Annotated in this window: 21 protein-coding genes; 7 read left to right on the top strand and 14 right to left on the bottom strand. The window is 53.4% G+C overall.

Annotated elements, in window-relative coordinates; translation table 11 throughout:
* Positions 1-51: 51 nt before the first annotated feature.
* Together IPM28_10340 and IPM28_10335 are read right to left on the bottom strand one after the other, a co-directional pair.
* Positions 52-2025, bottom strand: a complete 1974-nt coding sequence (locus tag IPM28_10340) for a DUF3857 domain-containing protein (GenBank protein ID MBK9173388.1) — start codon at positions 2023-2025, stop codon at positions 52-54.
* An 80-nt stretch (positions 2026-2105) separates the two neighbouring features.
* The gene (locus IPM28_10335) at positions 2106-4106 is read right to left on the bottom strand and encodes a DUF3857 and transglutaminase domain-containing protein (protein ID MBK9173387.1); all 2001 of its coding nucleotides are present in this window, start codon (positions 4104-4106) and stop codon (positions 2106-2108) included.
* Positions 4107-4345: 239 nt separating this feature from the next.
* On the opposite strand from IPM28_10335, the gene IPM28_10330 reads away from it, so the two are divergent.
* Positions 4346-5422: a class I fructose-bisphosphate aldolase gene (locus IPM28_10330; protein ID MBK9173386.1), complete on the top strand. Its 1077-nt coding sequence runs from the start codon at positions 4346-4348 to the stop codon at positions 5420-5422.
* Positions 5423-5579: 157 nt separating this feature from the next.
* Positions 5580-7202 (top strand): hypothetical protein, encoded by a 1623-nt coding sequence (locus tag IPM28_10325; protein MBK9173385.1) that lies wholly within the window; start codon positions 5580-5582, stop codon positions 7200-7202.
* Position 7203: 1 nt separating this feature from the next.
* Here the strand turns inward: IPM28_10325 and IPM28_10320 are convergent, their stop codons facing one another.
* The 4 genes from IPM28_10320 to IPM28_10305 all read right to left on the bottom strand — a co-directional run bounded on the left by IPM28_10320 (position 7204) and on the right by IPM28_10305 (position 10106).
* A complete protein-coding gene (locus IPM28_10320) occupies positions 7204-8106 on the bottom strand; it encodes an MBL fold metallo-hydrolase (protein MBK9173384.1) in 903 nt (300 codons plus the stop codon).
* A gap of 21 nt (positions 8107-8127) precedes the next feature.
* Positions 8128-8820, bottom strand: coding sequence for an MBL fold metallo-hydrolase (locus IPM28_10315; GenBank protein ID MBK9173383.1), 693 nt, complete (start codon positions 8818-8820; stop codon positions 8128-8130).
* Positions 8817-9104 carry a hypothetical protein gene (locus IPM28_10310; GenBank protein ID MBK9173382.1) on the bottom strand — a complete coding sequence of 96 codons (288 nt, stop codon included), beginning with the start codon at positions 9102-9104 and terminating at the stop codon, positions 8817-8819. Before IPM28_10310 ends, IPM28_10315 begins: the two co-directional genes overlap by 4 nt.
* A 555-nt stretch (positions 9105-9659) precedes the next feature.
* Complete coding sequence (locus IPM28_10305; GenBank protein ID MBK9173381.1) at positions 9660-10106, bottom strand: GNAT family N-acetyltransferase; 447 nt, start codon at positions 10104-10106, stop codon at positions 9660-9662.
* 71 nt (positions 10107-10177) lie between these two features.
* Between IPM28_10305 and IPM28_10300 the strand changes: the two genes are divergently transcribed.
* On the top strand, positions 10178-11137 hold the full coding sequence (locus tag IPM28_10300; GenBank protein ID MBK9173380.1) for a phosphoesterase: 960 nt from the start codon (positions 10178-10180) through the stop codon (positions 11135-11137).
* Positions 11138-11185: 48 nt separating this feature from the next.
* On the opposite strand, the gene IPM28_10295 is transcribed toward IPM28_10300, so the two are convergent.
* Both IPM28_10295 and IPM28_10290 read right to left on the bottom strand, forming a co-directional pair.
* Positions 11186-11737, bottom strand: coding sequence for a hypothetical protein (locus IPM28_10295; protein ID MBK9173379.1), 552 nt, complete (start codon positions 11735-11737; stop codon positions 11186-11188).
* A 143-nt stretch (positions 11738-11880) separates the two neighbouring features.
* Positions 11881-13680 carry an amino acid permease gene (locus tag IPM28_10290; protein MBK9173378.1) on the bottom strand — a complete coding sequence of 600 codons (1800 nt, stop codon included), beginning with the start codon at positions 13678-13680 and terminating at the stop codon, positions 11881-11883.
* Between the two features lie 211 nt (positions 13681-13891).
* Between IPM28_10290 and IPM28_10285 the strand changes: the two genes are divergently transcribed.
* Both IPM28_10285 and IPM28_10280 read left to right on the top strand, forming a co-directional pair.
* Positions 13892-14701, top strand: coding sequence for a hypothetical protein (locus tag IPM28_10285; GenBank protein MBK9173377.1), 810 nt, complete (start codon positions 13892-13894; stop codon positions 14699-14701).
* A gap of 75 nt (positions 14702-14776) precedes the next feature.
* Positions 14777-15049, top strand: a complete 273-nt coding sequence (locus IPM28_10280; GenBank protein MBK9173376.1) for a TMEM165/GDT1 family protein — start codon at positions 14777-14779, stop codon at positions 15047-15049.
* A 53-nt stretch (positions 15050-15102) separates the two neighbouring features.
* Here IPM28_10280 and IPM28_10275 read toward each other — a convergent pair whose 3' ends face one another.
* The 6 genes from IPM28_10275 to acs all read right to left on the bottom strand — a co-directional run bounded on the left by IPM28_10275 (position 15103) and on the right by acs (position 22460).
* Complete coding sequence (locus IPM28_10275; protein ID MBK9173375.1) at positions 15103-17724, bottom strand: carboxypeptidase regulatory-like domain-containing protein; 2622 nt, start codon at positions 17722-17724, stop codon at positions 15103-15105.
* 188 nt (positions 17725-17912) lie between these two features.
* Complete coding sequence (gene msrA, locus IPM28_10270; GenBank protein ID MBK9173374.1) at positions 17913-18455, bottom strand: peptide-methionine (S)-S-oxide reductase MsrA; 543 nt, start codon at positions 18453-18455, stop codon at positions 17913-17915.
* Positions 18456-18504: 49 nt separating this feature from the next.
* Entirely contained in the window at positions 18505-19203 is a 699-nt protein-coding gene (gene mtnC / locus IPM28_10265; GenBank protein MBK9173373.1) for an acireductone synthase, read from the bottom strand.
* A 48-nt stretch (positions 19204-19251) separates the two neighbouring features.
* Positions 19252-19815, bottom strand: coding sequence for a cupin domain-containing protein (locus tag IPM28_10260; GenBank protein MBK9173372.1), 564 nt, complete (start codon positions 19813-19815; stop codon positions 19252-19254).
* 57 nt (positions 19816-19872) lie between these two features.
* The gene (mtnB, locus tag IPM28_10255; protein ID MBK9173371.1) at positions 19873-20502 is read right to left on the bottom strand and encodes a methylthioribulose 1-phosphate dehydratase; all 630 of its coding nucleotides are present in this window, start codon (positions 20500-20502) and stop codon (positions 19873-19875) included.
* A 5-nt stretch (positions 20503-20507) separates the two neighbouring features.
* Positions 20508-22460, bottom strand: a complete 1953-nt coding sequence (gene acs / locus IPM28_10250) for an acetate--CoA ligase (GenBank protein ID MBK9173370.1) — start codon at positions 22458-22460, stop codon at positions 20508-20510.
* A 166-nt stretch (positions 22461-22626) separates the two neighbouring features.
* Here acs and IPM28_10245 point away from each other — a divergent pair, with 166 nt between their 5' ends.
* Together IPM28_10245 and IPM28_10240 are read left to right on the top strand one after the other, a co-directional pair.
* Positions 22627-24156, top strand: coding sequence for a xylose ABC transporter ATP-binding protein (locus IPM28_10245; GenBank protein ID MBK9173369.1), 1530 nt, complete (start codon positions 22627-22629; stop codon positions 24154-24156).
* A complete protein-coding gene (locus IPM28_10240; GenBank protein ID MBK9173368.1) occupies positions 24149-25291 on the top strand; it encodes a sugar ABC transporter permease in 1143 nt (380 codons plus the stop codon). Before IPM28_10245 ends, IPM28_10240 begins: the two co-directional genes overlap by 8 nt.
* Position 25292: the final 1 nt, after the last annotated feature.

The raw sequence follows: 25292 nt of genomic DNA, 5'->3' as shown, positions 1-25292 counted from the left end.
AAACAGGGAACCGGGCACGTCCGGCTCCCTGTTTTGTTTTTACACAGGTGTCTATTTCTTAAGCAGCACCACCGGCGACTGATCGGCAGCGTGAACGCGGCCAAAGAATGACTTGACCGTTTCGTATTTGTTCGCCGGTATCGTGGCTCGATTCAGCTTCATCGACCGATTGAAGACCAGATGTCCGCCGACTATTTTGTAGGTCGCCTCAAAACGTCCGAACTCGGTCTCGAGCTTAACGGCTTCCGGCATTTCGTCTACCTCAAATCCCTCAGGCAATTTGATCGTGACGCTCTCGCTGTATGCTGACGCATCGATCATATATGGATTCGAACGCACGCCGTCGTTGAACGACAAACGGTCAAGACGGCCGACGATGGCAGGTTTGAAGACCATCAATCGCTGCTGCATCACCTGGGCATAACCGTTTGCAGAAAATTCGACCGCGAGGTCAAATTTGCCTTCGGCGTGGTTATCGCGCGGCTCGATCCTCGAGGTCTTTGCTCCTGTCGCTCCCCGCGATATCCAACGCTCGATGACCCGATTGTAATCTGCCGCGGAAAGTCCCTTGAGCTGTGCCCGTTCCCGCCGAGCCGATTGCCCGATCGTCTTTTCCGTCACTTTCCCGAAGATCGAACCATCCGATCCGAGAACGGCCTCGACCTGCCGATCGACCTTATTGGCATCGGCCGACATTGTCGGCATTGTGATCAGCTCTGTTGTATCTTTGTGGTCGATCAAAGCCAGGCTGCCCTGTTGGTCTTCCGGCAGATCGCCGATCGGGGTGTAAGGATCGGTCGGATCAAAGATCAGTAGCCGTCCGAGTGACGGGTGCGTGACGACCGATTCGGCAACGGTCGAATCTCCGATCTTCACGGCGATGATACAATGGTTGAACTGATGCGGCGATGCCCATTCGGCGCGGACGAACGAAGGATCGTCGGCCGTGATGCTGACCATATATGCCGGAATATTGATAAGGCTCAGCATTGCCCGCATCAAATTTGCCTTGTCTTTACAATCGCCGTAAGCCTTTGCGAATACATCCGTTGCAGACCGCGGAGTATAACCGCCGCCGCGCCCGGTCCCGACCTGTATCGAAACGTACTGGATCTGCTGAACATAACGTGAAATGGCCTGAATCTTTTCGAATTCGGTCTTAGCGCCAGCGGTCAATTCCTGCGTCTTTGCGGCCATTGCGTCGTTGACCGTCATCTGCGGGTCTTCGATCTCGCTCATCCATTTTGCGACCTCATTCCAATTGGCAAAGGTCTTCATCCTTGTGACCGCCGCCTGGTCCGGGAATACACTGACCGCAAGACGCGGCACAAGACTCATGAATCTCGGGCTGCGCGGTTCAGGACTTATCGGTTTAAGGTCACGCATTTCCCAGGTATAAGTGTCAGCGGCGACCACCGGTTCGACCTTTGCGGCGTTGAATGTCACGCTGTCTGCACGCCAACCGGCCGGCATTTTCAGAACGAAACGCGAATTGATGACCGGAATGTCGTCTTGAAAGAAATGTTGAAACTGACTGAAGATGCGTTTCTCTTCCGTGGTCGTTTCATAGCCGAATACGTCGCCGACCTCAGCTTCGCCGCTGGCATTGATGTACCGCCGACGTGCCTCGTTAAAGAGGTCATTGTCCATCAACGCGGCATCGATGGCCTCTTTCTTGCCGAAAGACCTCGGTTCTCCCGCTCGTTTGATCAGCCACGCGTTAAGGTCGCGGACCTTGTCAGAATCGGTCCTGTAGATCACCCGTGCCACGGCCTCGATCCGGCCTTCACGTTCGAGCACTCTGACCGCATGTCTTACCGTTCGGACGACCGTTCCATCAGGGCTTATGGTTATGCTCTGCTCGCTTCGCAGCACCACGGCCGGAACATTTTTCATCGTGAATGCCGGCGTCGGAAGGGCAGCCGCCTGTTCGAGCCAGGCGGGAGCCCTCTGAGCGTCGACCGCGTTGACGAACAAAAGCGTCAAAACCATTAGCGGCAGTGGCAGAAGCAAGCTTCTTTTCATGATCTATACCTCCGATCGTGTAAAAAAAACGAGGCCTCGGTGACGCGATCACTCGCGGCCTTGCATAGTTTTGGACGCGGCTATTCGTTGTTCGTTCCCCCGGCCGAACCGTCACGAAGCGTGAGCTGATGGACATCGGCACGGTTAAAGAGCTCGAACAAATTCTTTACGGCCGAATAGCTTTGCGCCGGAAAGCGAAGGAAACCGCCGTTGCCGAACGAGAAGTTTCGTTTATACCGGAGCAGCCTGCCCTGGTTTTCGACGGTGATATTGGTCTCGTGCGAACCGATGCCTTGCGGGTCTTTTATCGGTGCGGGAACCTCGCCGGCCTCAAGTGAAAAGCCGGCAGGCAGATCGATCGTGAATTCATCCACCTCGGAGTACGGATAAGAAATGTATACGTCATACTTACGCGCATTAGCGGTGAATCGCGGCTGGGCGCTCCGTTTCAGTATATTGGGTTGAAAGAACAATCGCCGTCCCGTTCGCGAAGCATAGCCCGGAACCTTTACCTTGAATGTGTAGACAAATGGCTTTTCAGGGTCGTTGACATTCTCGATCGTAAAGCTCTCGATCTCGGTCGTTCCGAGGATCGTCGATCTGAGGATATTCTTAAGGGTCGTTTCGCGTTCAGCCGGCGAATCTTCACGACTGGACATTTTTTGCGCGAATGCACGGTGGCCGGTGTATTCGATCCGGCCTTCGCCGACAAGAGTTCCGTCTGGCTGAAGCGTAAACTTGCCGGTTCGCTTTTCCATCGATCTATCAGCCGCGGAAAGCGGGATCTGCTTCCATATCAACTCTTTCGGGTCGGAAATAAGCGCAAGCTGGTCTTCCTCGATCCAGCTCATCATTCCGTAGGGGACAAAGTAGGATGCCGGACTGAAGAACCGCCAATCTTCCCCGACCTTGACGGCAACGCTCGATGAATTGAGCATGAGACGCACTATCGGGATCTTGCGATCGAAAAACAATTCGTTTCGGCTGCCGGAAAAAGCTATCCGGGCATCGAAACCGGCGGCCCGGGCCATTGCGCCGAAAAGCTGGTCAACGTCGCCGGCGCTTGCCATCTTGAGCTTTAGCGTGTCGCTTGCCGATTTTGCACTGCGGACCTTTTTTCGATCCTCTTCAGTGACGTTCTCGGCATAGGTCGTGTTCTTTATCTCGGTCTTTGTGAACTGATAGATCCGTCGCAGCTTCTCGTCATCTGTTGCGGCTCCGGCAAGCAGAGTATCAGTTGCCTGCTTTACCTCAGCGCTCGGCTTGAAACTCGATTTCGCGGCCTCAAATGCGTTCTTGCTGATCGTTTTCCAATAATCGTCGGGATTCTTTGGATATTCACGAACGTAATAGATGTAGATCCATGATTTGACCTCATCTTCGGGCAGCATGCTCGGTTCTTCACGAAAAGCCGGAACATTCAACATCGTCGCACGAAAGAAACCATCTTTTTCTTTCTCAAATTTCGTGTTCCCGACGTTGAACGGCTGGTACGCCATTCCCATCGTTCCGGAAAATGGCTTGACGAAGTACGAGATGTTCCGTATCGGTATCTCGCGCTGAAAGACGAGCCGCATGTTCGCCGAGCCGTCCTCGATCACCTCGCGATATTTATATTCTATGATCGAGCCTACCTCTAAAGACGGAAAAGCCACCGTTTTAGCTCTGACCTTAAAGCCGCTTACCTTTAGTACATCTCGCTCCAGAACGTCTTCCTTCTTTACGTATGAAACAGCGCCGCTCGGGGTCGTTACGCGTGCTTCGAGGTCGCGGATCTTTGTGCCCTTTGTAAACGCAACGTCATGGCGAGCAAAGTCTTCGCGACCGCGTTCGGTGAAGATCTTGATCCTGACGTAATGCCGAAGCGACAACTGGTCAGCCTGACTGTCATCGACCCTCACCTCCCAGAACAGAGCTTCGGCATCGGCTCCCTGTTCTACGACCGCCGTCGAAGCACTTAATTCTTGTGGTGCAATAGGCCGCCAGTCTTTGTCCTGCGCGGCGAAAGTAACGGGAAAAACAACAAAACAGACGATAGCGAAAAGGTGGCAAAATAGCCGTTCGGGGGAACGATGGGTCATACTTACCTCGAATTTTGTAGATTAATCGTAAAGGTTACGCCACGTCTTTCCATACTGTTGGGCGCGACATAAGAAATGGCAGCCGGGACATTTCTCTTTTGAATCTTGCCGTTAGTTTACTCAAATCAGTTCTCAAAAGCAATGGTTTTCGATTTCGGGCGTTGGTCTACGAACTGTGCTATAATCCGTGATTTCCTTAGCAGTATTACTTATTTCGTACCTATTTCAGGAGAGTATCGATGGCTGTTGATTACAGTAAAATACAAGAATTATTGGGCGCAGATGCGGATTCGCTTCTAAACCACGTATCCACAACGATCCCTAAAGAAAACCTTCATCTTCCGGGCGGCGACTTTGTCGATCGCGTCGTTTCGCAATCGGACCGAAGCCCGAATGTAATGCGGAGCATGCAGGCACTCTTTGATCACGGGCGACTCGGCGGTACGGGCTACGTCTCGATCCTGCCGGTTGACCAGGGAATCGAGCATTCGGCGGGTGCTAGCTTTGCGCCCAATCCGGCATATTTCGACCCCGAGAACATCGTCAAGCTCGCTATCGAGGGCGGATGCAACGGCGTTGCCTCGACCTATGGCGTTCTTGGTTCGGTCGCAAGGAAGTATGCCCACAAGATCCCGTTCATCGTCAAGATCAACCACAATGAGCTGTTGACTTACCCAAATGCCTTCGATCAGGTGATGTTCGGCACGGTCGAGCAGGCGCGGAACATGGGCGCCATCGCCGTCGGTGCAACGATCTACTTCGGTTCCGATCAGTCAACCCGTCAGATCACTGAGGTCGCCGAGGCCTTTGCCTATGCCCACGAGCTCGGAATGGCGACGATCCTCTGGTGTTATCTGCGAAACTCTAAATTTAAGACCGCTGAGGGCGATATGCACACGGCAGCCGACCTTACCGGGCAGGCAAATCATCTAGGCGTGACGATACAGGCCGACATCATCAAGCAAAAATTGCCTGAACGAAACGGCGGCTATAACGTCCTCAACACCGAGAGCAGCTATGGCAAGACCAATCCGAAGATCTATTCGGAACTGACTACAGATAATCCAATAGATCTTGTCCGTTATCAGGTCGCCAATTGTTATATGGGACGGCAGGGCCTGATCAACTCAGGCGGCGAGTCAAAAGGTTCGGGCGACCTTGCCGATGCGGTCCGAACGGCGGTCGTCAACAAACGCGGCGGCGGAACCGGCCTGATTTCTGGCCGCAAAGCATTCCAGCGTCCGATGGCCGAAGGAATCGAACTTCTCAATGCCATACAGGATGTATATCTTTGCAAAGAAGTGACTGTTGCTTAGTTCAGAATTGCTTTGTCGAAATATGTAGGCAGCCGATCAAGGCTGCCTTTTTTTATTGAACAAGCTTGGTCAAATGACCGTAATCATATTTTGGTCACATATCTTTTCTCTGCGGTGTTTTAGTTTCAGGCGTACCTCTGCCGCATGGAGTCTCAATATGAAATTTGTTTCGGCTCTTCTCGCGTTAATTGTACTGGCATCCGCCGGTTTTTCTCAGACGTCGGCAGAGCCCGCCCAAATGTCGCCCGACAAATGGCGGGCCGATCTGAAGTACTTGGCGACGCAAATCGAACGTACACACAAAAACGCCTATCACACGGTCACTCGTGATGATCTCTTGAATGCGGTCAATTCACTCGATGCAAGGCTCGCAGACCTCGAAGACCATCAAGTGGTCGTCGAGATAATGAAAATAGTCGCAATGATCGGTGACGGCCATACCGGCGTTCGATGGGGAATGATCGCCCAATCAGGGATGTTTCCTGTTATTTTCTACGTGTACGAGGACGGCGTGTTCGTTCAAAAAGCAGCACAGGAGTATTCGAAAATTGTCGGCGGTAAGGTCGTAAAGGTCGGCAACATTCCGATCAACGACGTGATCGAAAAAATGAAGCCGTATATGTGGCGCGACAACGAAATGGGTGTCAAGAGCGCGGTGCCGTGGTATCTCGCCTCGCCGAAGATCCTTCATGCGGTCGGTTTGTCGGCAGCAAAGGACTCGGCCGAATTCACGATCTTGAAGGATGGCCTTGAATCAAAGATCGAGTTCAAGCCGACGGGCAAACTCGACGAGATAATGAACCCACCCGCGGCATGGCTCGACGCCCGTTCATCGAATGTCCCTGTCCCGGCATGGCAAAAAGAGCCGCGAAACAACTTCAGGTTCGAGATGCTTCACGATTCCAGGACGTTCTATATCCAGTTCAACCAGGTGCAGGACAAACCGGACGAAACGGTCGAGGCCTTTTTCAAACGTGCATTAGATGCTGCCGAAAAGTCGCCGGCGGAACGTCTGGTCCTCGATATCAGGCTGAACGGCGGCGGCAACAACTATCTGAATTTGCCGATAATTATCGGCGTGATCAGGTCGAGGCTCAACGTTCGCGGCAGATTCTTCGTCATTATTGGCCGCGAGACCTTTTCAGCGGCGCAAAATACCGTCAATGATCTCGAAAAATATACGAATGCGATCTTTGTCGGCGAACCGACCGGAGCCTCGCCAAATCACTACGGCGACGCCCGGCCGATAATTCTGCCGAATAGCAAACTGAGGATACAGGCTTCGACCTTATGGTGGCAGGATAAAGATCCGAGGGACACGCGAAAATGGACGGCGCCGACCGTCGCGGCAGACCTTTCGTCGGACGATTATCGTAACGGCCGTGATCCGGCGTTAGAGGCGATCCTGAAATTCAAGCCAGTTCCTTCGATGCAGGAGATCATAGCGAAAGCTCGAAGCGGAGGAAGTGTTGCGGATCTAATCGCCAACTATAAAGAATTCAGGTCAAATCCGCTTCACAAGTATGTAGATACCGCGACGATCATGAACCGCGTCGGACAATTCTTGTTGAACGAGCGGCGCCCGGATGAGGCGCTGACGATCTTCAAGGTCAACGCGGAAGACAATCCAGGTTCGGCAATTGTCTATCAAAGCCTCGGTGACGTTTATGACATCAAAGGCGATAAGGTAAATGCGCTGGCTAACTACAAAAAAGCGGTCAGCATCGATCCGAAACTGACCGCATCTGCGGAGGCGATAAAACGGCTTAGCTCGCAATGAGCTATTTCAACGAATAACTCCGATATATCGTTTCGATCCACTGATCGGTCTTGATGAAGCCCGATCCGGCCTCTTTGAACCGCTCGGGAAACCCTGCTTTCTTGATATCTTCGAGCGGTTTACCCGCCTTCATCGCGTCCTCGACGATCTTCGCCGAATCGACGATAAGCGAATGATAATTCTTTAGGTCGGCAACGGTACAGATCGGGCCGTGGCCGGGAATGAGCTTTGCGTCGGCAGGGATCTTTTGTATCAACGATCCGATGTTGTTAATCAAGCCCTGGACGGACCCGCCATTCTCGAGGTCGACGAACGGGAAGCGTCCGGCAAAGAACATGTCACCAAAGTGGACGACATTCGACCCCTTGAAGAAGACGACCGTGTCGCCATCGGTATGGCTGTTAGGATAGTGGACCGCTTGTATCTCTTCACCGTTGAAAAAGATCGACATGCTCGCGGTATACGTTATCACCGGCCATGAGACGACCGGTGCGATCGCAACCGTTCGGCCAAAGACCGTGTTGGTCTGCGAAAGCCGCTTGCGGACGTTTGTATGCGCAACGATCGTCGAGCTCTTTCCGAAATACTCATTGCCCTCGGTATGGTCACCGTGCCAATGCGTGTTGAACACATACTTCGGACTCGCCGATCCGAGTTCCTTAAGCGCTGCGGCGAGCTTTTCGCTGACGACCTTGTAATCGTCATCGACGATCAAGATGCCTTCTGGCCCAACTATCGCACCAATGTTGCCTCCGCGGCCCTGCAGCATATAGACATTGCCGGCAACCTTGGTCGTCCGAACGGTTATGTCCTGCTCTCGGGGAAAATGGCTGTTGTCGCCATGGGCAAGGATGCTTGGTGAAAGAACGGTCGCGGTCAAAAGTAGGCTAAGCAGTTTTTTCATATGTTCAAGGTTTGGCCGGCCTCAGATAAATCGGCCGCGGCCCAACGTGTATTTTCCGTTAAGGAATGGATTGTATTCGCGCTCACGGCCGACAGTGGTTTCAGGGCCATGGCCGGAATAGACCACAAAATCATCTTCGAGCGAGAGAATATTATCATTGATCGATGCGATCAGCTGATCAAAATCGCCACCGGGCAGATCGGTTCGCCCGATCGAACCGTCAAATAGACAGTCACCGACAAAGACCTTTCGCTGTTTCTCTTCGGCGAGAATTACGTGGCCGCGGGTGTGTCCCGGGCAGTGCCTTACCGAAAATCTCAATTCGCCCACTATATAGACCTCACCGTTCTTCCAGTTGCGGGTCAGCTTCGGCGGCGGTTCGAAATCAAGCCCCAAAGCGGCAAGCTGCGGTTGCGACATTCCCATCAATAGCGGCTGCTGCGGCAGGCCGTAATAAAGGTCTTCATCGTCTTTGTGCAAAATGATCTCGACATCAGGGAACTGATCGTGAAGGTATTTCGTGCCTCCGACGTGGTCAAGATGACCGTGAGTCAGCGTGATCGCCTGCAGCAGATAACCGTTCTCGCGAATGAACGCAGCTATTTCCGGTGCTTCGCATCCCGGATCGATACAGATCGCTGTTGCGGTCGATTCGCATACGATGACCCGTGTATTTTGTTGAAATAGCGTGAGGACAAAAGTCTCGATCTTCATACGGTCATTAGACGATCCAGATGGACGTCGATGTCAAAAGGGGCCTCCGTCCGGCCGCTCAGTACGAATTTGATCGCTTCGCGATATGTCCCTGCATCAGGCGTTCCAGTAAAGCACGGCGTCTCGATCTCCGAAAGGCTCAAATAGGCGATCAGGCACCCTAAGAGCATCCACAACAGGGTTTCTTCCTGCGTCCCGATCGGGTTGTGGTTCCAGATCGACGCCCGATCTTCGAATATTCCCGAACACAAACGCGCGAATTCGGCTTCACTAATGGTTGCCATCGATTGAATTACAGCACAGCAGATGACAGAACGACAATGACCGAAATTCGAACATATTTGATCGCAGCATTAGAAAATTGTATTGATTGAGGACATACATAATCATAACTTTCGGCCAGTCTCTTTGAGACCAACTCAATTTTACTGGATTTTTCGGCGATTTGTCGTTTTGGCACACTGATTGCTCTCAGTAAACGCAGCATCGGAAGGTAGTATTTTACCGTTCAAGAAAGGTCAACTGAAGGATGTCGTCGACCGATAGCGTTGATGACAAAAACGGGCACAGATCGCCCGCCTTACAAGTTTTGGGGAAGGGCCCGGATTGCTTGGGGGAAATCTTCGAGTGTGGGCACGAAGACTAAGTCGGGTTCTTCCCCAAATTTATAAATTCTCTTCAAGATCTTTGAAAACCCAGATCCGGACAACTCATCCTCCAATCTTTATAGGGTGAACATTAATCTACAGAACAACTCTCATGCCTCTTAATTGGGTTTTCGGATTCAGGTTTTCATGGAAAATGGCCGGGGTCGCATTGATTTGCGATCCCGGTTTTATTTACGCCTCTTCTTCGAACATCAAATAATTAGAGGCGGTCATGCCGACCTTTTCGTAAACAGCCTGGGCATGCTCATTCTCGCGTTCGACGTACAGCCTGAAGCCACAAATGCCGCCGACCTCGTCGGCTCGCGACTTAACGAAGTCGTAAAGGTCGGAATAGATTCCCCGACCACGCGCCGCCGGCACGATAAAAACGCTCTGTATCCACCAAAACCAGCCGTTTCGCCAGTCGCTCCATTCGTAGGTGACCATAAGGCCGCCGATGATCGTTCCATCTTCTTCGGCGACGACATAAAAACCCTTTGTTTTGTCGGCAAACACCGCGCTAACCCCGAGCGAAAGCGTTTCGCGGTCAAGCTCTTTCCCTTCGGTCTCAAGCGCCATTGCCTGGTTAAAATCGACCAGGGCCGATGCATCTTCCTCAGTTGCGATCCTGATGTTCATTCTGCCTGCCTTGACGTCGATCGTCTCGCCAATTAACCTAGAATGTTTTGCTTACGGGTATTTCTGTCTCTATGAAACTTCGCATACTTTATCACGGAAACTGCTTTGACGGCGTTTCCTCTGCCGCTATCTTTTCAAAATTTTACCGCACAAAGCTGAACGCTGATGCAGAGATCGTGTTCACGCCGACAATGCATCGGGCCGGCAATGCATTTGACCGAGATCAACTGGACGGCGACGAGAACGCGATCGTTGATTTCAAATACTGTCCGGACGAACGCCTGACCTGGTGGTTCGATCATCATCAGTCGGCATTCTTGTCGAAAGCCGACGAAGACCATTTTCATGCTGATACGTCAGGTAAGAAGTTTCTTGATACCAAAAGTGCATCTTGCGCCGAATTTATCGCGCGGGTGGCCAAAGAGAAATACGATTTCGACGATCCGTCGCTGACAGAGTTGATAGAGTGGGCACATATAATCGACGGAGCCTTCTACGAGAATGCAGCACAATGCGTCGAACTAAGATCTTCGGCCCTAAAGTTGATGCAGGTCATCGAGGGCGAAAAGGATCCGAACTTTGTTTCCCGGATCATCGAATGGCTAAGCGAACGATCTCTCGACGATGTGATCGCAAATAAAGAGATACAAGCGCGGCTGGATCCGATCCTTGAACAGCACTGGGCGACGGTCGAGACGATCAAACAGCGGGCGGTCTACGATCGGGGCGTCGTCAGTTTTGATCTTGTCGGCACCGGGATCGAGGGTTACAACAAGTTCATTCCTTATTACTTCTACCCGGAAACTACCTATGTCGTCTCGATAAGCCAAAGTTCGTTTCGGACCAAGATCTCGGTCGGTTCGAACCCTTGGGCTCCCCGTCCGCGAGTTCACAATATAGCCGAGATCTGCGAAAGATATGGCGGCGGCGGACACGCGGTCGTCGGAGCGGTCTCGCTCGCGCCCGATGAGTTGGAACTCGGCAAACGATATCTGAACGAAATAATCGCTGAACTTCGTTTTGAAAACTAAGAAAGCCCTCGGATCTCGAGGGCTCGTTCGTTCACGTGCATCTGCTCTTCAGTTCTTCGTGAATACCAGCGTCACGGAATTTGTTCCGCGCGGAGTTTCCATTTCGCGGTTCACGGTAAGCGTCTTACCGTCCGCCGAAAGACCCCACTCCTCCTTGGTCGTCAGCGTAACCTCGCCCATTTGCGAATTTATGGTCCGGGTCGTGCTGAGTTTGAGTTTGCCGCCTTCGCTTTGGGCCTTGAGTTTGACAGGGGTCGAACCCATACCGGTCACCTGCACATCGCTTGTTTCTTTTCCATCCAGGCTGTAGGTGAACTTCCCATCACCTCCGCCAAATCCCCCGCGTCCCATACCGCCGCCCGGACGGCCCTGGGGAGCATTCGCCGGTGGTGCCGGCCGCTTTGTCTCAGTTGCCACGGTTATCTCCTTATCGGTCTGAGAAACGGTCATTTTCATTGATTCGATCCGCGACCGCTCATCGAGCTTCGAATTCGCGAGGTCGAGCGTCCATGTTCCGGAATAATTGGCGACGGAACTCTGCGAAAATACGGAAAAGGCCGATAATACGACGATCGCAAAGAATACCATTATCTGCATCATATTTGTTCTCCAAAAAAGTATCGATTCTTACTCAGCCTAAGACGCGCGAGAGGGAATGAAAGTTTTCGGCTTTTTGTAAAGAAATGCAAAAAACGCGGACCCTCGAGGCTCGCGTCTTTTGCGGTGAAGCGACAACAGCTCAGTTAATTTTCAGCCGGATCTGGAGAGGCGTTGAGTTTACTGTGCTTGCGGCCATAGATGAAATATATGACGAGGCCTGCAAGCAGCCAAAGCCCGAATCTCATCCAATTCGTGACCCCGAGTTCGGTCATCAGATACAAACACGACAAGAGCCCCAGAATTGGAATGAGCGACAGCTTTTTCGTCAAGCTGAAATAGACCAGTATGACCGCGACGATCAGAAAGAAGATCATCGGTATCTTGTGAGAAAAAGCTCCGAGCATTCCCTCACCTTCGGCAGGCGTAAGCGTAAGAAAATCGGATACGAACGTCGGGTTGAAGTAATAAACGATACCGACGACAGCGGCAAGAATGATAGGAAGGATGAACTGAGAATTGAAATACGGAACAAACCGCGTTCCGCTTTCACGGAATTCCTCGTCTTTGAACAGTACTCCCGCGCAAACGACGACGAACGCAAATAAGGTTCCGATACTCGCAAGATCGGTGACTTCGGTCAGATTCATGAACAGGGCCGGGATCGCGACAACGATCCCGGTAATGATCGTTGCAAACCATGGCGTATGAAATTTCGGGTGAATGGATGAGAATATCTTCGGCAGCAGACCGTCGCGGCTCATCGCCATCCAAATACGCGGCTGTCCGATCTGGAAGACGAGGAACACCGTAGCCAGTGCAATGACGGCACTCACCGCTATGATCCCTGCAACCCACGGTATATTTGCGCCTTCAGGCCCGAAAACGAACGCCAGCGGATCGCCGACGTCGAGCTTTGTGTAGCTGACCATACCGGTCAGCACCAGGGCGATCGCGATATAAAGCACCGTACAGATCACAAGCGACAAGATGATCGCGACAGGGAGGTCGCGGCGGGGGTTCTTACATTCCTCAGCCGTGGTTGAAAGTGCGTCGAACCCGATATACGCAAAGAAAACGGCCGATACACCTTTCAAAACACCCTCGATCCCATTGGGCGCGAAAGGCGACCAGTTTTCGGGATTGACGTAGTTGAGGCCGAGAAAGATGACAAGCAGAATGATTCCGACCTTCAGCACGGTCATTACATTGGACGCTAATTTCGATTCACGAATGCCGATATACACAAGCGTTGTTATGACAACGACGATCAGCAAAGCCGGAAGGTCGGCAACCATCGGTATCGGGCCGAGCATTGGGGCATTGAGCCAGGCGAGATATCCATCGATCTGGCCGCAGCCGATAACGGAGTCTGATGAAGCACAACCCGAGGTCAGTGTTTCGACGGATGCACCGCCGGCAACGGCTTCTGTCACAGCCGCATACCCACGTTTCGCGGTCAAAAAGTCCATCGTGAAATGGAGCGGGATATCGATGCCGTATCCCTTCATCAAACCTGTGAAGTAGTCGCTCCACGAGATCGCGACGGCGATGTTGCCGATCGCATATTCGACGATCAGATCCCAACCAATGATCCAGGCGATGAATTCGCCCATCGATGCATACGCATACGTGTATGCCGAACCGGCAACGGGTATACGAGATGCGAATTCGGCGTAGCAGAGAGCCGAGAACGCACACGCCGTCGCCGTAAATACGAACAGTAATGCGACGGCCGGGCCGCCGTTGTGCGACGCCTTGCCGACCATGGCAAAGATGCCGGCACCTATGATCGCGGCGATACCCATTAGCGTCAGGTCGAAAACTCCGAGCGTGCGCCGCAAGCCGCCGCCCTCATTGCTTGCGATCGCGTGATCGGTCAATCCGGCGGCAGCATCGGCCTGAATTTGTTCGATGGATTTCTTTCGGAGTAAAGAAGCGATCATATTTTCCCTATTTTGCTGGTTATTCTGGACAAATGCCGCGATCAGAAGAATTGCGATCGAGCGTTGAAAGCAAAAGTCTAGCGAATTTTGAACGAAATCATTGAAAGATGCAATGGAATTCGACCGGAATTAGGCGTATATCGCAAAAGAACGCTCCAACAATTCTAAACTGAGAAACTGAAAAGCGCAGAAATGCGTTTCTTCGAACATAATGAAAAAACTGCCGATTCACCAGAATCTGAGTACTTCGTTTGTCGACCTTTCTGCTCTCGTTCGCTATCTACGAGGGCTTCAGTTCGTAGGGACTGTGCACCTCGAGCTGAGTAACTACGAAGCAAACATCATCTTCACCCGAACGAACGGACTGCAGGTCGAAGAACTCGATCACCGATCGGGCCGAACCTCGAAGGGCAGCGAAGCATTCAAACGTGTGCTCGAACGTTCACGCGAACCGCTCGGGCGGATACACGTATTTCGTTCGAGCGAGAGCCTCGCCGAGGCGGAATCGCCCAAAGTCTTTGTTGACAAAGATATTTCGCGGCAGGCACTGCTGATGGCCTCCGGCCGTGGGGATCGTCTGGCGGGCCACATGGTCGCTTCATGTCAGTTCGTGTCGCCGTCGTTCAGCAATGCCGAGATCGAAGAGTTCTCATTGCTTATCAACGAGATCCTCGAGACCATCGACGATTCGCTCGCAAAGGCCAACCTGAATTTCCCGGTCGCATTCAGAAACGCAGCGAATGCCATCCAAAACGACTTTCCGTTCCTAGATCCCGCCGCCGGATCTATCGTGTTTAGCAACGGCCGTGTTAAGTCGACAATAATAGTTGAACCCGGCTTGTTCGCCGCCGGGATCGTTGAGGTCATCGACCGGGTCTTTGACCGGCTTCGCGGCAAATACACCTTCAGCAAGGCTTTGAAGTACACCCAGCGGCGCGTTTCTATTCTGATCCGGAACCGGAGCGCCGAATTCGCAAAATTCGGCCTCTCGCCTTCGATCGACACGCTTTTGAGGGCATGATCGCGAACGCGGAACAGCCGCGGCACTCACGTGGTACATTTGCATACGGCGGCGAACCGAATAGACTCTATTCTTATGGAATGGAAGATCTTCGGCACCGCCTTTTTGACATTATTTCTCGCGGAGCTTGGCGATAAGACGCAGCTTGCGATCATCGTGCTGACCGCAAAGACCGAATCTAAGCTGGCCGTCTTTCTCGGAGCAAGCCTCGCGCTTGTCATCGTTTCGCTGTTGGGAGTTCTGGTCGGCGGCGTATTAAGCCAGTATGTACCGACCGAATGGCTTCAGCGCGTCGTCGCCGTCGCTTTTATAGTGATCGGGATCCTGATGCTCGCCGGCAAGCTGTGAACGAAAAAGGGCCGCCCCAAAGACGACCCGAAAGATACCCTTTGTCCGCACAACTAATTGTCTGCAAAGAAATCGATCCCTGAAAGATTGTCTTCCGGCGTGATGAAATAGACGGGTTTCGAGAACGTGAATCGCTTTGCGCTTACGCTGAGTATGACCGATTGTCCGGCAGCGATGTCTTCGAACCGATAGTAGCCAAATCCTCCGGTCACTGCCGTTCGTATCTGGCCGTTGCTATCTTCCAATGTCACAACAACGTTGCGGATCCCGGCTCCGGACGCGCTGATGACCCGCCCTTCAATAAATACGTTCGAGGCCGTCGGGACAAACGTGAAGCCGACGTCAAATGTATGATCGTTTGCTCCTTGCCCGCCGGTCGTGACCGAAATGACCGGAAATGTGCCCGTAGGCGAACCTGCCGGATTTATCACGTAGCCCGCATCCGAATCTGACGAATCGGTGTCGCCTGCCTGCGAGTTCGAGTTTGCCGGTGAAAGGGCAAGGCTCGCGAGCGGCCCGCCGACGAGGTAATCGGCGGGGTTGTCAAAGCGAACCTGGTAAGCCGTATTGAAAAGGACGCCGCCGTTGACGAGACCAATATTATCATTCGGATTCGGATCGACACCGGTTGACGAAACGAAATAGTATTCGCCATTCGCGTCGGTCACCGCGGTGCCGACCAGGGTGGAACCTGAATAGAGCCTAACCGTAACGCCGGCTATCGGAAGTTCGCCCGGATCCTGAACGCCATTCGCATTCGAATCGCGCCAAACTCGATTACCGATCTCTATCGGCGATGCCTCGCAAAGCGGGTGTACATTGCCGATGCCATTAGCCTTTCCGAAATCGCTCATCGAATAAGCAAGATATCCGCGGTTCTGCGCGCCGGTCCCGTTCACGAACCAGCGAAAGCCGCCGGCATCGTAAATATTGTCATTCGGGATATAGGTAGGATCGAAGATGGTAGCAACAAGGACATTGCTGCCCGGAACCTGTGCGGCACCGCCAAGCCCTACCTCATCGTGTGGATTGCCGTTCGGGTGATAATTTTCCTGATAGTAGTATTCCGCGCCGCCCGGACCGCTGTTGTTGCCTTGCGGGCCGCTTCCAACACCGCCGCAGCGGCCATTGGACTCGAGCGTCCAGCCTGCGCCGTTAGCACACGCCCGGAGCATTTCGCCGGCCGTTATCCCCTTAAACAGCTGACTCGGGTTGTTTGGATTACTTGCGCTGTTGTAACCCGATTGGTCACCGTTTCGATCGCGAAGCGAAAGGACCATGTCGCCGCGGTCAAAATCGATGTCGGTCAGCATCGGCTGCGGATAAATAAAGTGGCTTGTGCTGATGGTCTGATATGTCGCTCGCCAGTTTCGCCAATTCGCGCTGTACCCGGGATCTGTCTCCTGCCGAGTGTAATTGAGCTGGAAGTTCATCAACGGCGTCGTGTTGAAGGTCATTGTCGCCGGATCGAAGCTAAAAACGTATGCCCGCAGCCTGGTCGAGATCGTTCCGCCCGCGGTTTCGGCCGAACAGACCGCACCGACATAGATCGTTCCTTCATGCCACGTGACCGCGAACGGACGGACCTCGGATGCAGTCGTGCAACTTGGCATTGTCGTCGGAAATGCGGTACTCGTTATCGTCGAGCTGTCGAGCGTTCCGGACGTCGGGATGCGATAGAGTCGACGGTCCGCCAGGTTCATCGCGTAAAGGTACTGTTCGTCGGCCGAGATTGCCATTCCGCCGAATGCGATCTTGCCAACTGCATTCCACGTTGTTTGGCCATTATCTGTGTTGTAGTCGAGCGGATTATGAGGATCTGTACCCGCGGTTCCCGCGCCAAAGACGGTATTCAAATTGACGTATTCCGAGACGACGCCTGAATTGCGATCGATCTGGTAGATCGCGCCAGGTCCGCCGGGACCAAATTTGGCGTGTTTTTTCATGTACGACGCGACGAAGATCCGCCTTGTCTCGCGATGATAAGCGATGCCGAACGTCGTACCAACGTCGTCGGTCGTTGCAAGATTAGTATTCCCCGGCGACTGAAAATCGGTAACCGGATTTCCGCCGGTCGTTCGCGTGCTGCCGCCCCAAAACGGGATCGTGAAGACCGCATCGACCTGTGTCGCGCCGCCGTAGCCGTAAAGTTGTGAGCAGATCGTCGGGTTATCTTCGCAATAGTCGCCGGGCCGGTTGACCGCGAGATTGACGTTTGACGTATTTCCGTCGTCAACGAACTGAACTGTCGATCCGGCGTTCGAGGCGGTTCCGCCGAGTGTCGAATCGGTGCTGCGAGCCGACGGCCGATAGCCTGTCGGGAGCGTTGTGAACTCGAGACGATATGGACCCGTTCCGGTTGCCGAAAGCGAGTAGGTCCCATCTGCGATGGATGTTGCAGAACCGCGAAAGACACCGTTTGCGTCGTATGCCGAGACGGTCACACCGGCGAGCCCGGCGTCCACCGATGTTGGCTGAGCGGCGGTTCCGCCTGTTGTGTCGTACGCACCGTTACCATTGTAGTCGCGAAAGACCCGTCCGGTGATCGTACCGGCAAAGAGCTTTTGCGCTTCGGCTATTCGGTTGAATTCAAATGCATCTGCAATAAGCAAAGTGAGGACGAAAATGAACACCGACGCGGGGCCGCGTAATGAACGAAGGCGATGTAATGACATAGCGAATTTAACTGAAACGAACGGTCGTTATGAGGAAGGGATTTGAACAGCAGGGAGATTGGCGGGACAGAAGCCTATTAAATGCTATTTGATGTGCCCAACAATGTCAAACATTATTGTGCGCCAGGTCATGTATCTTATGAGTTCTCACTTTTTCAAATTTTGCGTTGAACGATCTTAACCGGCGCCTATCGCTTCAGTCTGTCAACGAATTTCTTGCGAAACTTTGCGACCTTAGGAGCCACGACCGCCGCGCAGTAGGGCTGGTTAGGGTTATTTGCAAAGTACTCCTGATGATAGTCTTCGGCCGGCCAGAACTTATCGAAAGCCGTGACCGTGGTTACGATCGGATCATCGTATACGCCTTCACGCGTTACTTCGTCGATGATCTCGTGTGCAATTCGTTTCTGGTCTTCGGAGTGATAAAAGATGGCCGATCTGTACGACGAGCCGATGTCGTTGCCCTGCCGATCGAGAGTCGTCGGGTCGTGTACCGAGAAAAAGACCCTCAGCAGGTCGGCGTACCCGAGCTCCGTCGGATCGAAACGTATCTGTACGACTTCGGCATGGCCTGTCTTTTCAGAACAGACCTCCTGATATGTCGGATTTTCTTTGTGTCCGCCGGAATATCCGGATACAACGTCCTCGACACCCTTAAGATCGTCAAAAACTGCTTCAACACACCAAAAACAACCCGCAGCCAAAGTGGCCGTTTCAAGAACTTTTTCCATATCTAAATAGAATCAGACCGACAGCTCCAAATCAAGAGACCGCAGCCGTTTATTCCAATTCGTCGAAGGTCGAGATAGCTCGGTAATGTTTTTGGCCGTCAACGACGGCGTTGCCGGCCCGGAGAGAGAGTGCGGTCTCGAATCCAGCCGCGGATGCGGCATCGAGCTCTTCCGAAATGTCCGAGATGAACAGGATCGATCCGGCGTCAAGACCCAGCTCGGCAGATATTCTCTGATAGCTTACGGTTTCACGCTTATGGCCGATCTGCGTATCAAAATATCTATCGATAAATCGTGTAAGGTCGCCTTGATCCGAATATTTGAAGATCAAATGCTGGGCGAGCACGCTGCCCGAGGAATAGATCGCGATCATATTGCCGTCTGACTTCCAACGCTCAAATGCCTCAGCGACGTCGGGATAGACCGGTGAAACCAGATCGCCGTTCTCATAACCCGTCTGCCATATCATTCCCTGGATCGACTTCAGCGGCGTCGATTTTCGATCGGTTTCGATAAGGAACTTTAGGTAATCAGCAACCGAATTCGCCGAATCGGGATTCAACCCATTCGAATATTCAATATCGTCCCGATGCTCGGTCACCAACTGTGTGATCTCTGTCTTTAGACGTGCTGAGTTTTCGGACACGAAGCCGGAAATGCGTGCGCGAGCGTATGGAAACAACGTCTGGTGAACAAAATCGATAGGGGTCATTGTTCCCTCAATGTCGAGAAGTATTGCTCTGTTCATTTATGCCTGCGGGCATCAAGTTAGTGCGGGATGCCCGTTCATTTCGCGTCAGGGTGCGGGATGAATAGGGAAATATGCCGTGCCGAAACAAACAGGCTGAAACCCGGCGTCGACGCCGGAGTTCGTATAATGCGGCGTCCAGCCCGAAGCATCTTGAAAAAGCCTGATAGCCCTTACGGTCCGGTCGCCGCAGAGATTGAACCAGTGGCGCGTACCTCGCGGGACGCGGATAAGGTCGCCGGCTTCCATCTCGATCGAAACGACATCTCCGCCCTCGGGAGCGATGTGGAACAGCCCATGCCCCTTCACGATGAACCGCACCTCGTCCTCTTCGTGCCAATGCTCTTTGTTAAATTTGTCGAGCATCGCCTCGAGGCCGGGTGTATCTGGCGTGACATTTATTACGTCTGCAGTGACGTAGCCGCCTTTTGCCTTGAGCTCGTCGATCTCATTCGAATAGAAGTCGAGGATCTCCTCATCGCTCGCATCCGGCCCGAGCTCGGCGATGTTGTCCCACCGCTGATAGTCGATCGCGATCGACCTCAGGTATTCCTTTACCTCGTTCGAATCGGTGAGTCGGACACCCTGCTCTGGTACATCCAATATAGCCATAAGTACAAATGTTCATGCATTGCCGCAAACGCTCTATGCAGCATGTCTCATATCATATCAACGACCGAGCTGCTGCCGTCCAAGTACTTCAAACAAAAACTCGAAGATCTCTATATGCCTGCGGGCATCGGCGACCGATTCGCCCCACGTATAAAGCCCATGGCGGCGAAGGTAAATGCCGTGACAATCTGGGTGCTCACGGAGAACGTTCTCGATCACATGAGAAAGCGCGATGTAGTCCTGCGAATTGTCGACGATCGGAACTACTTCCTTGTGTTCGTGCGTTGTCACACCGGAAAGGCCCTTGAGCATCTCGTAGCCGTCGATCTCAATAGCGCCCTGTTCATAAAAATGGTCCGATAGTATCGTTCCCCAGACCGAATGTGTGTGCAATATCGATCGTGCCCGAGCCACGTGGCGGTAGATCGAGAGGTGAAGCAGCGTCTCGGCCGACGGTTTCCCAAAACCCTGCAGTATCTCGGCGTCGTCGTCGAGCTCAAGGAAGTTGGTCTCGTCAAGATCGCCTTTTTCGATCCCGCTCGCGGTCACACAAATGCGCAGCGGTTTTCGCGCAAGAAGCATGCTGAAATTCCCGCTTGTTCCCAGAACCCAGCCGCGTCGATAAAACTCGCGGCCGGCCAAGGCAAGTTCCTGCGACGCGCTTGTTCCTGATGGTTTGGCCGCCATAAGTTCTATTCCTCGTCCTGACGAAGTTTTTCGAGTACCGAAAGATCCTCAAGCGTTGTAACATCGCCCGCGACAGCCGAACCAGAAGCGATCTCGCGCAAAAGCCTTCGCATGATCTTGCCTGACCGCGTCTTAGGAAGCATGTCGGTGAAACGGATGTCGTCGGGTTTTGCGAGGGCGCCGATCTCTTTGGCGACGTGGGCACGAAGAGCCTCTTTGAGCTCGTCGTCGCCCTTTCGTCCGCCTTCGAGCGTTACGAAAGCGGCGATCGCCTGCCCTTTTAGGTCGTCAGGCCGTCCGACGACGGCAGCTTCAGCGACTGCTTCGTGCGAAACGAGCGCCGATTCGATCTCAGCCGTCCCCAGACGATGGCCGCTGACGTTTATCACGTCGTCAACACGGCCCATTATCCAGTAATTGCCGAGGGCGTCTCGTCGGGCACCATCACCGGCAAAGTAGCAGCCCGGAATCTCGGACCAGTACGTTTTCCGGTATCTCTCATCGTCGCCGTACAAGGTTCTGAGCATCGACGGCCACGGATGCTTGATCACAAGATAACCACCCTCGTTCGGCCCGACCGAGACGCCGGCCTTCGTCACAATATCAACGATTATGCCCGGGAGCGGCCGCGTCGCAGTGCCCGGAACCGTAGGTGTCGCGCCGGGGAGCGGCGAGATCATTATTGAACCGGTCTCGGTCTGCCACCAGGTATCTACGATCGGACACTTTCCTTTGCCAATGATGTGGTGATACCACATCCAAGCCTCAGGGTTGATCGGCTCGCCGACCGTGCCGAGCAGGCGCAGGCTCGAAAGGTCGTGTTTGAGCGGATATTGTTCGCCCCATTTTATGAACGCCCTGATCGCGGTCGGCGCGGTGTAGAGAATGTTGATCTTGTGCCGCTCGATCATGTCCCAGAACCGGTCAAGATCCGGAAAGTTCGGGGCTCCTTCATACATAAAGACCGTTGCCCCATTCGCGAGCGGCCCGTAAACGACATAGCTGTGTCCGGTGACCCATCCGATGTCGGCCGTACACCAATAGATGTCGTCGTCTTTGAGATCGAAGACCATCTTCGACGTATACGCGGCCTGCGTAAGATATCCGCCCGTGGTGTGCAGTATTCCTTTAGGCTTTCCGGTAGTACCGGAAGTGTAGAGAATATAAAGCGGATGCTCGGAATCGAGTTCCTCGGCGGGGCAATCAAAATCAACCGTCTTATCAAGTTCATGCCACCAATGGTCGCGGCCGGGCAGCATCGAAACCTTTGTTCCGGTACGGCGGTAGACAATTACATTCTCGACCGTTGGGCAATGGACCACTGCCTCGTCAACGACCTTTTTCAGTTCCAACTCGCTTCCGCGTCGATATCCGCCGTCTGCAGTAACGATCAATTTGCAGCCGCAGTCGTTGACCCGATCGCTGATCGCATCGGCTGAAAAGCCGCCAAATATCACGGTGTGTGTTGCCCCGATCCTCGTACAGGCCAGCATCGCGACCGCCAATGCCGGCACAAGCGGCATATACAGCGCTACACGGTCGCCCGACGCGACGCCCAGACTTTTCAGCACGTTCGCAAAACGGGAGACTTCCTGATGAAGCTGCAGGTAGGTTATGGTCTTGATCTCGCCGGGCTCGCCTTCCCAGATTATTGCGGCCTTATTCTTCCGCCACGTCGAAGCGTGTCGGTCAAGACAGTTGTATGAAACATTGATCTTTCCGCCGACAAACCACTTCGCGAAAGGCTCGTTCCATTCAAGCACCTTTTCCCATCTTTTGAACCAATGCAGATCGGCAGCCTGCTTTTCCCAAAAAGCCGAGGGGTCGGCCTCGGCTTCGGCATAGAGCTTTTCGTAGGCCTCGAAGCCGCTGATATGTGCCTTTGATGCGAAATCTGAAGGCGGCTGGAAGACCCGCGTCTCGCTCAGGACTGATTCGATCGCATTTGTTTCGGACATAGGTCTAGAGTATAAATTATTGCGGTGTCGGGCGTAAAACTATGGTCCGTAACACCACCTGTGCAAGATTGTGGAAAGGTCCGCAGTGCGCGTAAAATCCTGACTATTATCTGTAGAAATGCGAGACCGACCCTGCGGTCTCCGCAAAAGCCGCCGCTCAGAAGAAATGCCCCTGCTCGAAATGAGAGACATCGTAAAGGAATTCCCCGGCGTGCGGGCTCTCGACGGGGTGAGCTTTACGCTCGAGCGAGGTGAATTCCATTCGCTTGTCGGCGAAAACGGGGCAGGGAAATCGACATTGATGAAAGTGCTGTCGGGCGTTTATCCGGCTGGCACATATTCAGGCGAGATCCGGATCGACGATTCTGCACGGTCGTTTCGGGACATCCGCGATTCCGAAGGCGCGGGCGTTGCGATAATCTTTCAGGAATTGTCGCTGGTTAAAGAACTTACGGTCGGCGAGAACATCTTTCTGGGGCGCGAGCCGTCGAGATTTGGCGTCATCGATTGGTCGGCTCTTTATCACAAGGCCACGAGCCTTTTGCACGACCTTGGCCTCGATATCGATCCGCGCGTCAAGGTCGGAAACCTCGGCATCGGAAGGCAGCAGCTTGTCGAGATCGCAAAGGCTCTTTCGCATGAGGCAAAGATACTGGTGCTCGACGAGCCGACCGCTGCGCTTACCGAATCTGAAGTAGACACATTGTTTCACATACTGCAAGAACTCAGACAGCGGGGCGTCGGCATGATCTATATCTCGCACAAGCTCGACGAAGTATTCAAAATGAGCGACCGGATCACGGTTTTGCGAGACGGCCGAACGGTCTGTACACACCTTGCCGCAGAACTCACAAAAGATCGTGTTATCGCTGAAATGGTCGGGCGTGACGTCGGAGATATCTATCCGGTTTCTACGCGCACGATCGGCAACATTGCGTTCGAGGTAAAGGGACTCACGGCGTTTTCGGCCGACATCGCCGACAAAAAGGTCGTCGAGGACGTTTCATTTTCGGTTCGCAAAGGCGAGATCCTCGGGGTTGCGGGATTGATGGGAGCGGGGCGAACCGAACTGTTGGCGGCCTTGTTCGGAGCTTGGGACGGGAAATGTTCGAAAGATATCCTGGTCGATGGACGCAGCGTCGCGATCGGATCGCCCGCCGACGCGATAAAATGCGGGATCGGTTTTGTTACCGAGGATAGAAAGCGATACGGTTTGATTCTCGACCAGACGATCCTCAACAACATGACGCTGGCGGCGCTGAAAAAGATCTCAGGCAAATTTCTGACCCATGTCAGCCGCGAGACCCATGCGGTCAGCGGCCCGATGAAAGCACTCCGGGTAAAGGCAAATTCGCCGATGACAATAGCAGGAACGCTTTCAGGCGGAAATCAGCAGAAAGTCGTGCTCGGGAAATGGCTTTTGACCGACCCGAAGGTTCTGTTTCTCGACGAGCCGACCCGCGGCATCGACGTAGGAGCAAAACAGGAGATCTATGCTGAGATCAACAAACTTGCCGAAGACGGTCTCGCGATAGTTCTGGTCTCTTCGGAGCTGCCAGAAGTGCTTGGCCTATCGGATCGGATAATAGTCTTGCATGAAGGGCGAATCACAGGAGAGTTCACAAAGTCGGAAGCGACACCTGAAAAGGTGATGGCCGCCGCAACCGGCGGCTTTGAACAGCAAACCAATGGCTGAAACTGAAAGACCAAAGATCGACACATCGTCACTAAGGGCGTACATAATGATCGCGGTGCTTGCGATCATATGGATGTATTTCCATTGGGCGACCGATTCGATCTTCTTGACCCCTCGAAACCTCTCTAATCTAATGACCCAGATGTCGGTTACCGGCATCCTTGCGGTCGGGATGCTGATGCTGATCGTCTCGGCAAATATCGACCTTTCGGTCGGGTCGGTGCTCGGCTTTGCCGGCGGGATAGCGGCGTATTCGCTGACAACGCTCGGTCACGGCCTTCCGGCATCTATCTTGTTCGCCGTTATCGTCGGCATAGCGATCGGCGTATTTCAGGGTTCGCTGACCGCTTATCTTAACATTCCCGCATTTATTGTTACGCTCGGTGGATTGCTCGCCTGGCGCGGTGCCGTAAAATGGCTGATCGGCGGCAATACGGTCCCGATCTCAGACGATACGTTCAAGTCGATCGGGCAAGGCAACCTGCAGACGAGCGTTGGGTGGATACTCGCCGGCCTGGCGATCGCATTTGTGATCGTTCTGGCTTACAGGAGTGCAAGGTCGGTCAAAGAGTATGGCCTCGGCGAAGCCAATTATGGGGCAGCAATGCTGAAAGCCGTGGTACCTATCGGCGGTATTGTTGCCTTTATATGGGTCATGAACTCATATCAGGGTGTGCCGATACCGGTTTTGATATTCGTCGCGGTAGCATTGCTCGGGGCTTTTATCACCACATCTACGACCTTCGGCCGATACCTTTACGCGATCGGCGGAAATTCAGAAGCGGCGAGGCTTTCGGGCATCAATATCAAGCTGAACGTGATCAAAGTGTATGCGATCCTCGGTGCATTCACCGGTATCGCCGCATTGATCTTTACCGGGCGTGTCGGCAGTGCTGCCCCCGACGCTGGCGTTCTGAAAGAGCTTGACGCGATCGCTGCTTGCGTCATCGGCGGAGCCTCGTTGATGGGCGGCCGCGGTACGGTCTTTGGAGCGTGCCTCGGAGCACTCATAATGGCCAGCCTCGATAACGGTATGTCGCTTCTCAACGTCCGCGATTTCATGCAGGACATAATCAAAGGCTCGATACTCGTTGCGGCGGTCGGGTTAGATATGTTCGGGCGTAAACAGGGCTAAG

Source organism: Chloracidobacterium sp. (genome assembly GCA_016716305.1).
Lineage (GTDB): Bacteria > Acidobacteriota > Blastocatellia > Pyrinomonadales > Pyrinomonadaceae > OLB17.
Note: the sequence above shows the minus strand (reverse complement) of the source record. Positions and strands in the feature narration are given on the sequence as shown.

What these genes read in the sequence shown, in the direction of transcription:
- IPM28_10315 (MBK9173383.1), bottom strand. Translation starts at nt 8,820, where the DNA reads ATGAAGATCGAGACTTTTGTCCTCACGCTATTTCAACAAAATACACGG.
- IPM28_10260 (MBK9173372.1), bottom strand. Translation starts at nt 19,815, where the DNA reads ATGGCTATATTGGATGTACCAGAGCAGGGTGTCCGACTCACCGATTCG.
- IPM28_10340 (MBK9173388.1), bottom strand. Translation starts at nt 2,025, where the DNA reads ATGAAAAGAAGCTTGCTTCTGCCACTGCCGCTAATGGTTTTGACGCTT.
- msrA (MBK9173374.1), bottom strand. Translation starts at nt 18,455, where the DNA reads ATGGAAAAAGTTCTTGAAACGGCCACTTTGGCTGCGGGTTGTTTTTGG.
- IPM28_10240 (MBK9173368.1), top strand. Translation starts at nt 24,149, where the DNA reads ATGGCTGAAACTGAAAGACCAAAGATCGACACATCGTCACTAAGGGCG.
- IPM28_10335 (MBK9173387.1), bottom strand. Translation starts at nt 4,106, where the DNA reads ATGACCCATCGTTCCCCCGAACGGCTATTTTGCCACCTTTTCGCTATC.
- IPM28_10245 (MBK9173369.1), top strand. Translation starts at nt 22,627, where the DNA reads ATGCCCCTGCTCGAAATGAGAGACATCGTAAAGGAATTCCCCGGCGTG.
- mtnB (MBK9173371.1), bottom strand. Translation starts at nt 20,502, where the DNA reads ATGGCGGCCAAACCATCAGGAACAAGCGCGTCGCAGGAACTTGCCTTG.
- IPM28_10300 (MBK9173380.1), top strand. Translation starts at nt 10,178, where the DNA reads ATGAAACTTCGCATACTTTATCACGGAAACTGCTTTGACGGCGTTTCC.
- IPM28_10305 (MBK9173381.1), bottom strand. Translation starts at nt 10,106, where the DNA reads ATGAACATCAGGATCGCAACTGAGGAAGATGCATCGGCCCTGGTCGAT.
- IPM28_10310 (MBK9173382.1), bottom strand. Translation starts at nt 9,104, where the DNA reads ATGGCAACCATTAGTGAAGCCGAATTCGCGCGTTTGTGTTCGGGAATA.
- IPM28_10290 (MBK9173378.1), bottom strand. Translation starts at nt 13,680, where the DNA reads ATGATCGCTTCTTTACTCCGAAAGAAATCCATCGAACAAATTCAGGCC.
- acs (MBK9173370.1), bottom strand. Translation starts at nt 22,460, where the DNA reads ATGTCCGAAACAAATGCGATCGAATCAGTCCTGAGCGAGACGCGGGTC.
- IPM28_10320 (MBK9173384.1), bottom strand. Translation starts at nt 8,106, where the DNA reads ATGAAAAAACTGCTTAGCCTACTTTTGACCGCGACCGTTCTTTCACCA.
- IPM28_10280 (MBK9173376.1), top strand. Translation starts at nt 14,777, where the DNA reads ATGGAATGGAAGATCTTCGGCACCGCCTTTTTGACATTATTTCTCGCG.
- mtnC (MBK9173373.1), bottom strand. Translation starts at nt 19,203, where the DNA reads ATGAACAGAGCAATACTTCTCGACATTGAGGGAACAATGACCCCTATC.
- IPM28_10295 (MBK9173379.1), bottom strand. Translation starts at nt 11,737, where the DNA reads ATGATGCAGATAATGGTATTCTTTGCGATCGTCGTATTATCGGCCTTT.
- IPM28_10325 (MBK9173385.1), top strand. Translation starts at nt 5,580, where the DNA reads ATGAAATTTGTTTCGGCTCTTCTCGCGTTAATTGTACTGGCATCCGCC.
- IPM28_10285 (MBK9173377.1), top strand. Translation starts at nt 13,892, where the DNA reads ATGAAAAAACTGCCGATTCACCAGAATCTGAGTACTTCGTTTGTCGAC.
- IPM28_10275 (MBK9173375.1), bottom strand. Translation starts at nt 17,724, where the DNA reads ATGTCATTACATCGCCTTCGTTCATTACGCGGCCCCGCGTCGGTGTTC.
- IPM28_10330 (MBK9173386.1), top strand. Translation starts at nt 4,346, where the DNA reads ATGGCTGTTGATTACAGTAAAATACAAGAATTATTGGGCGCAGATGCG.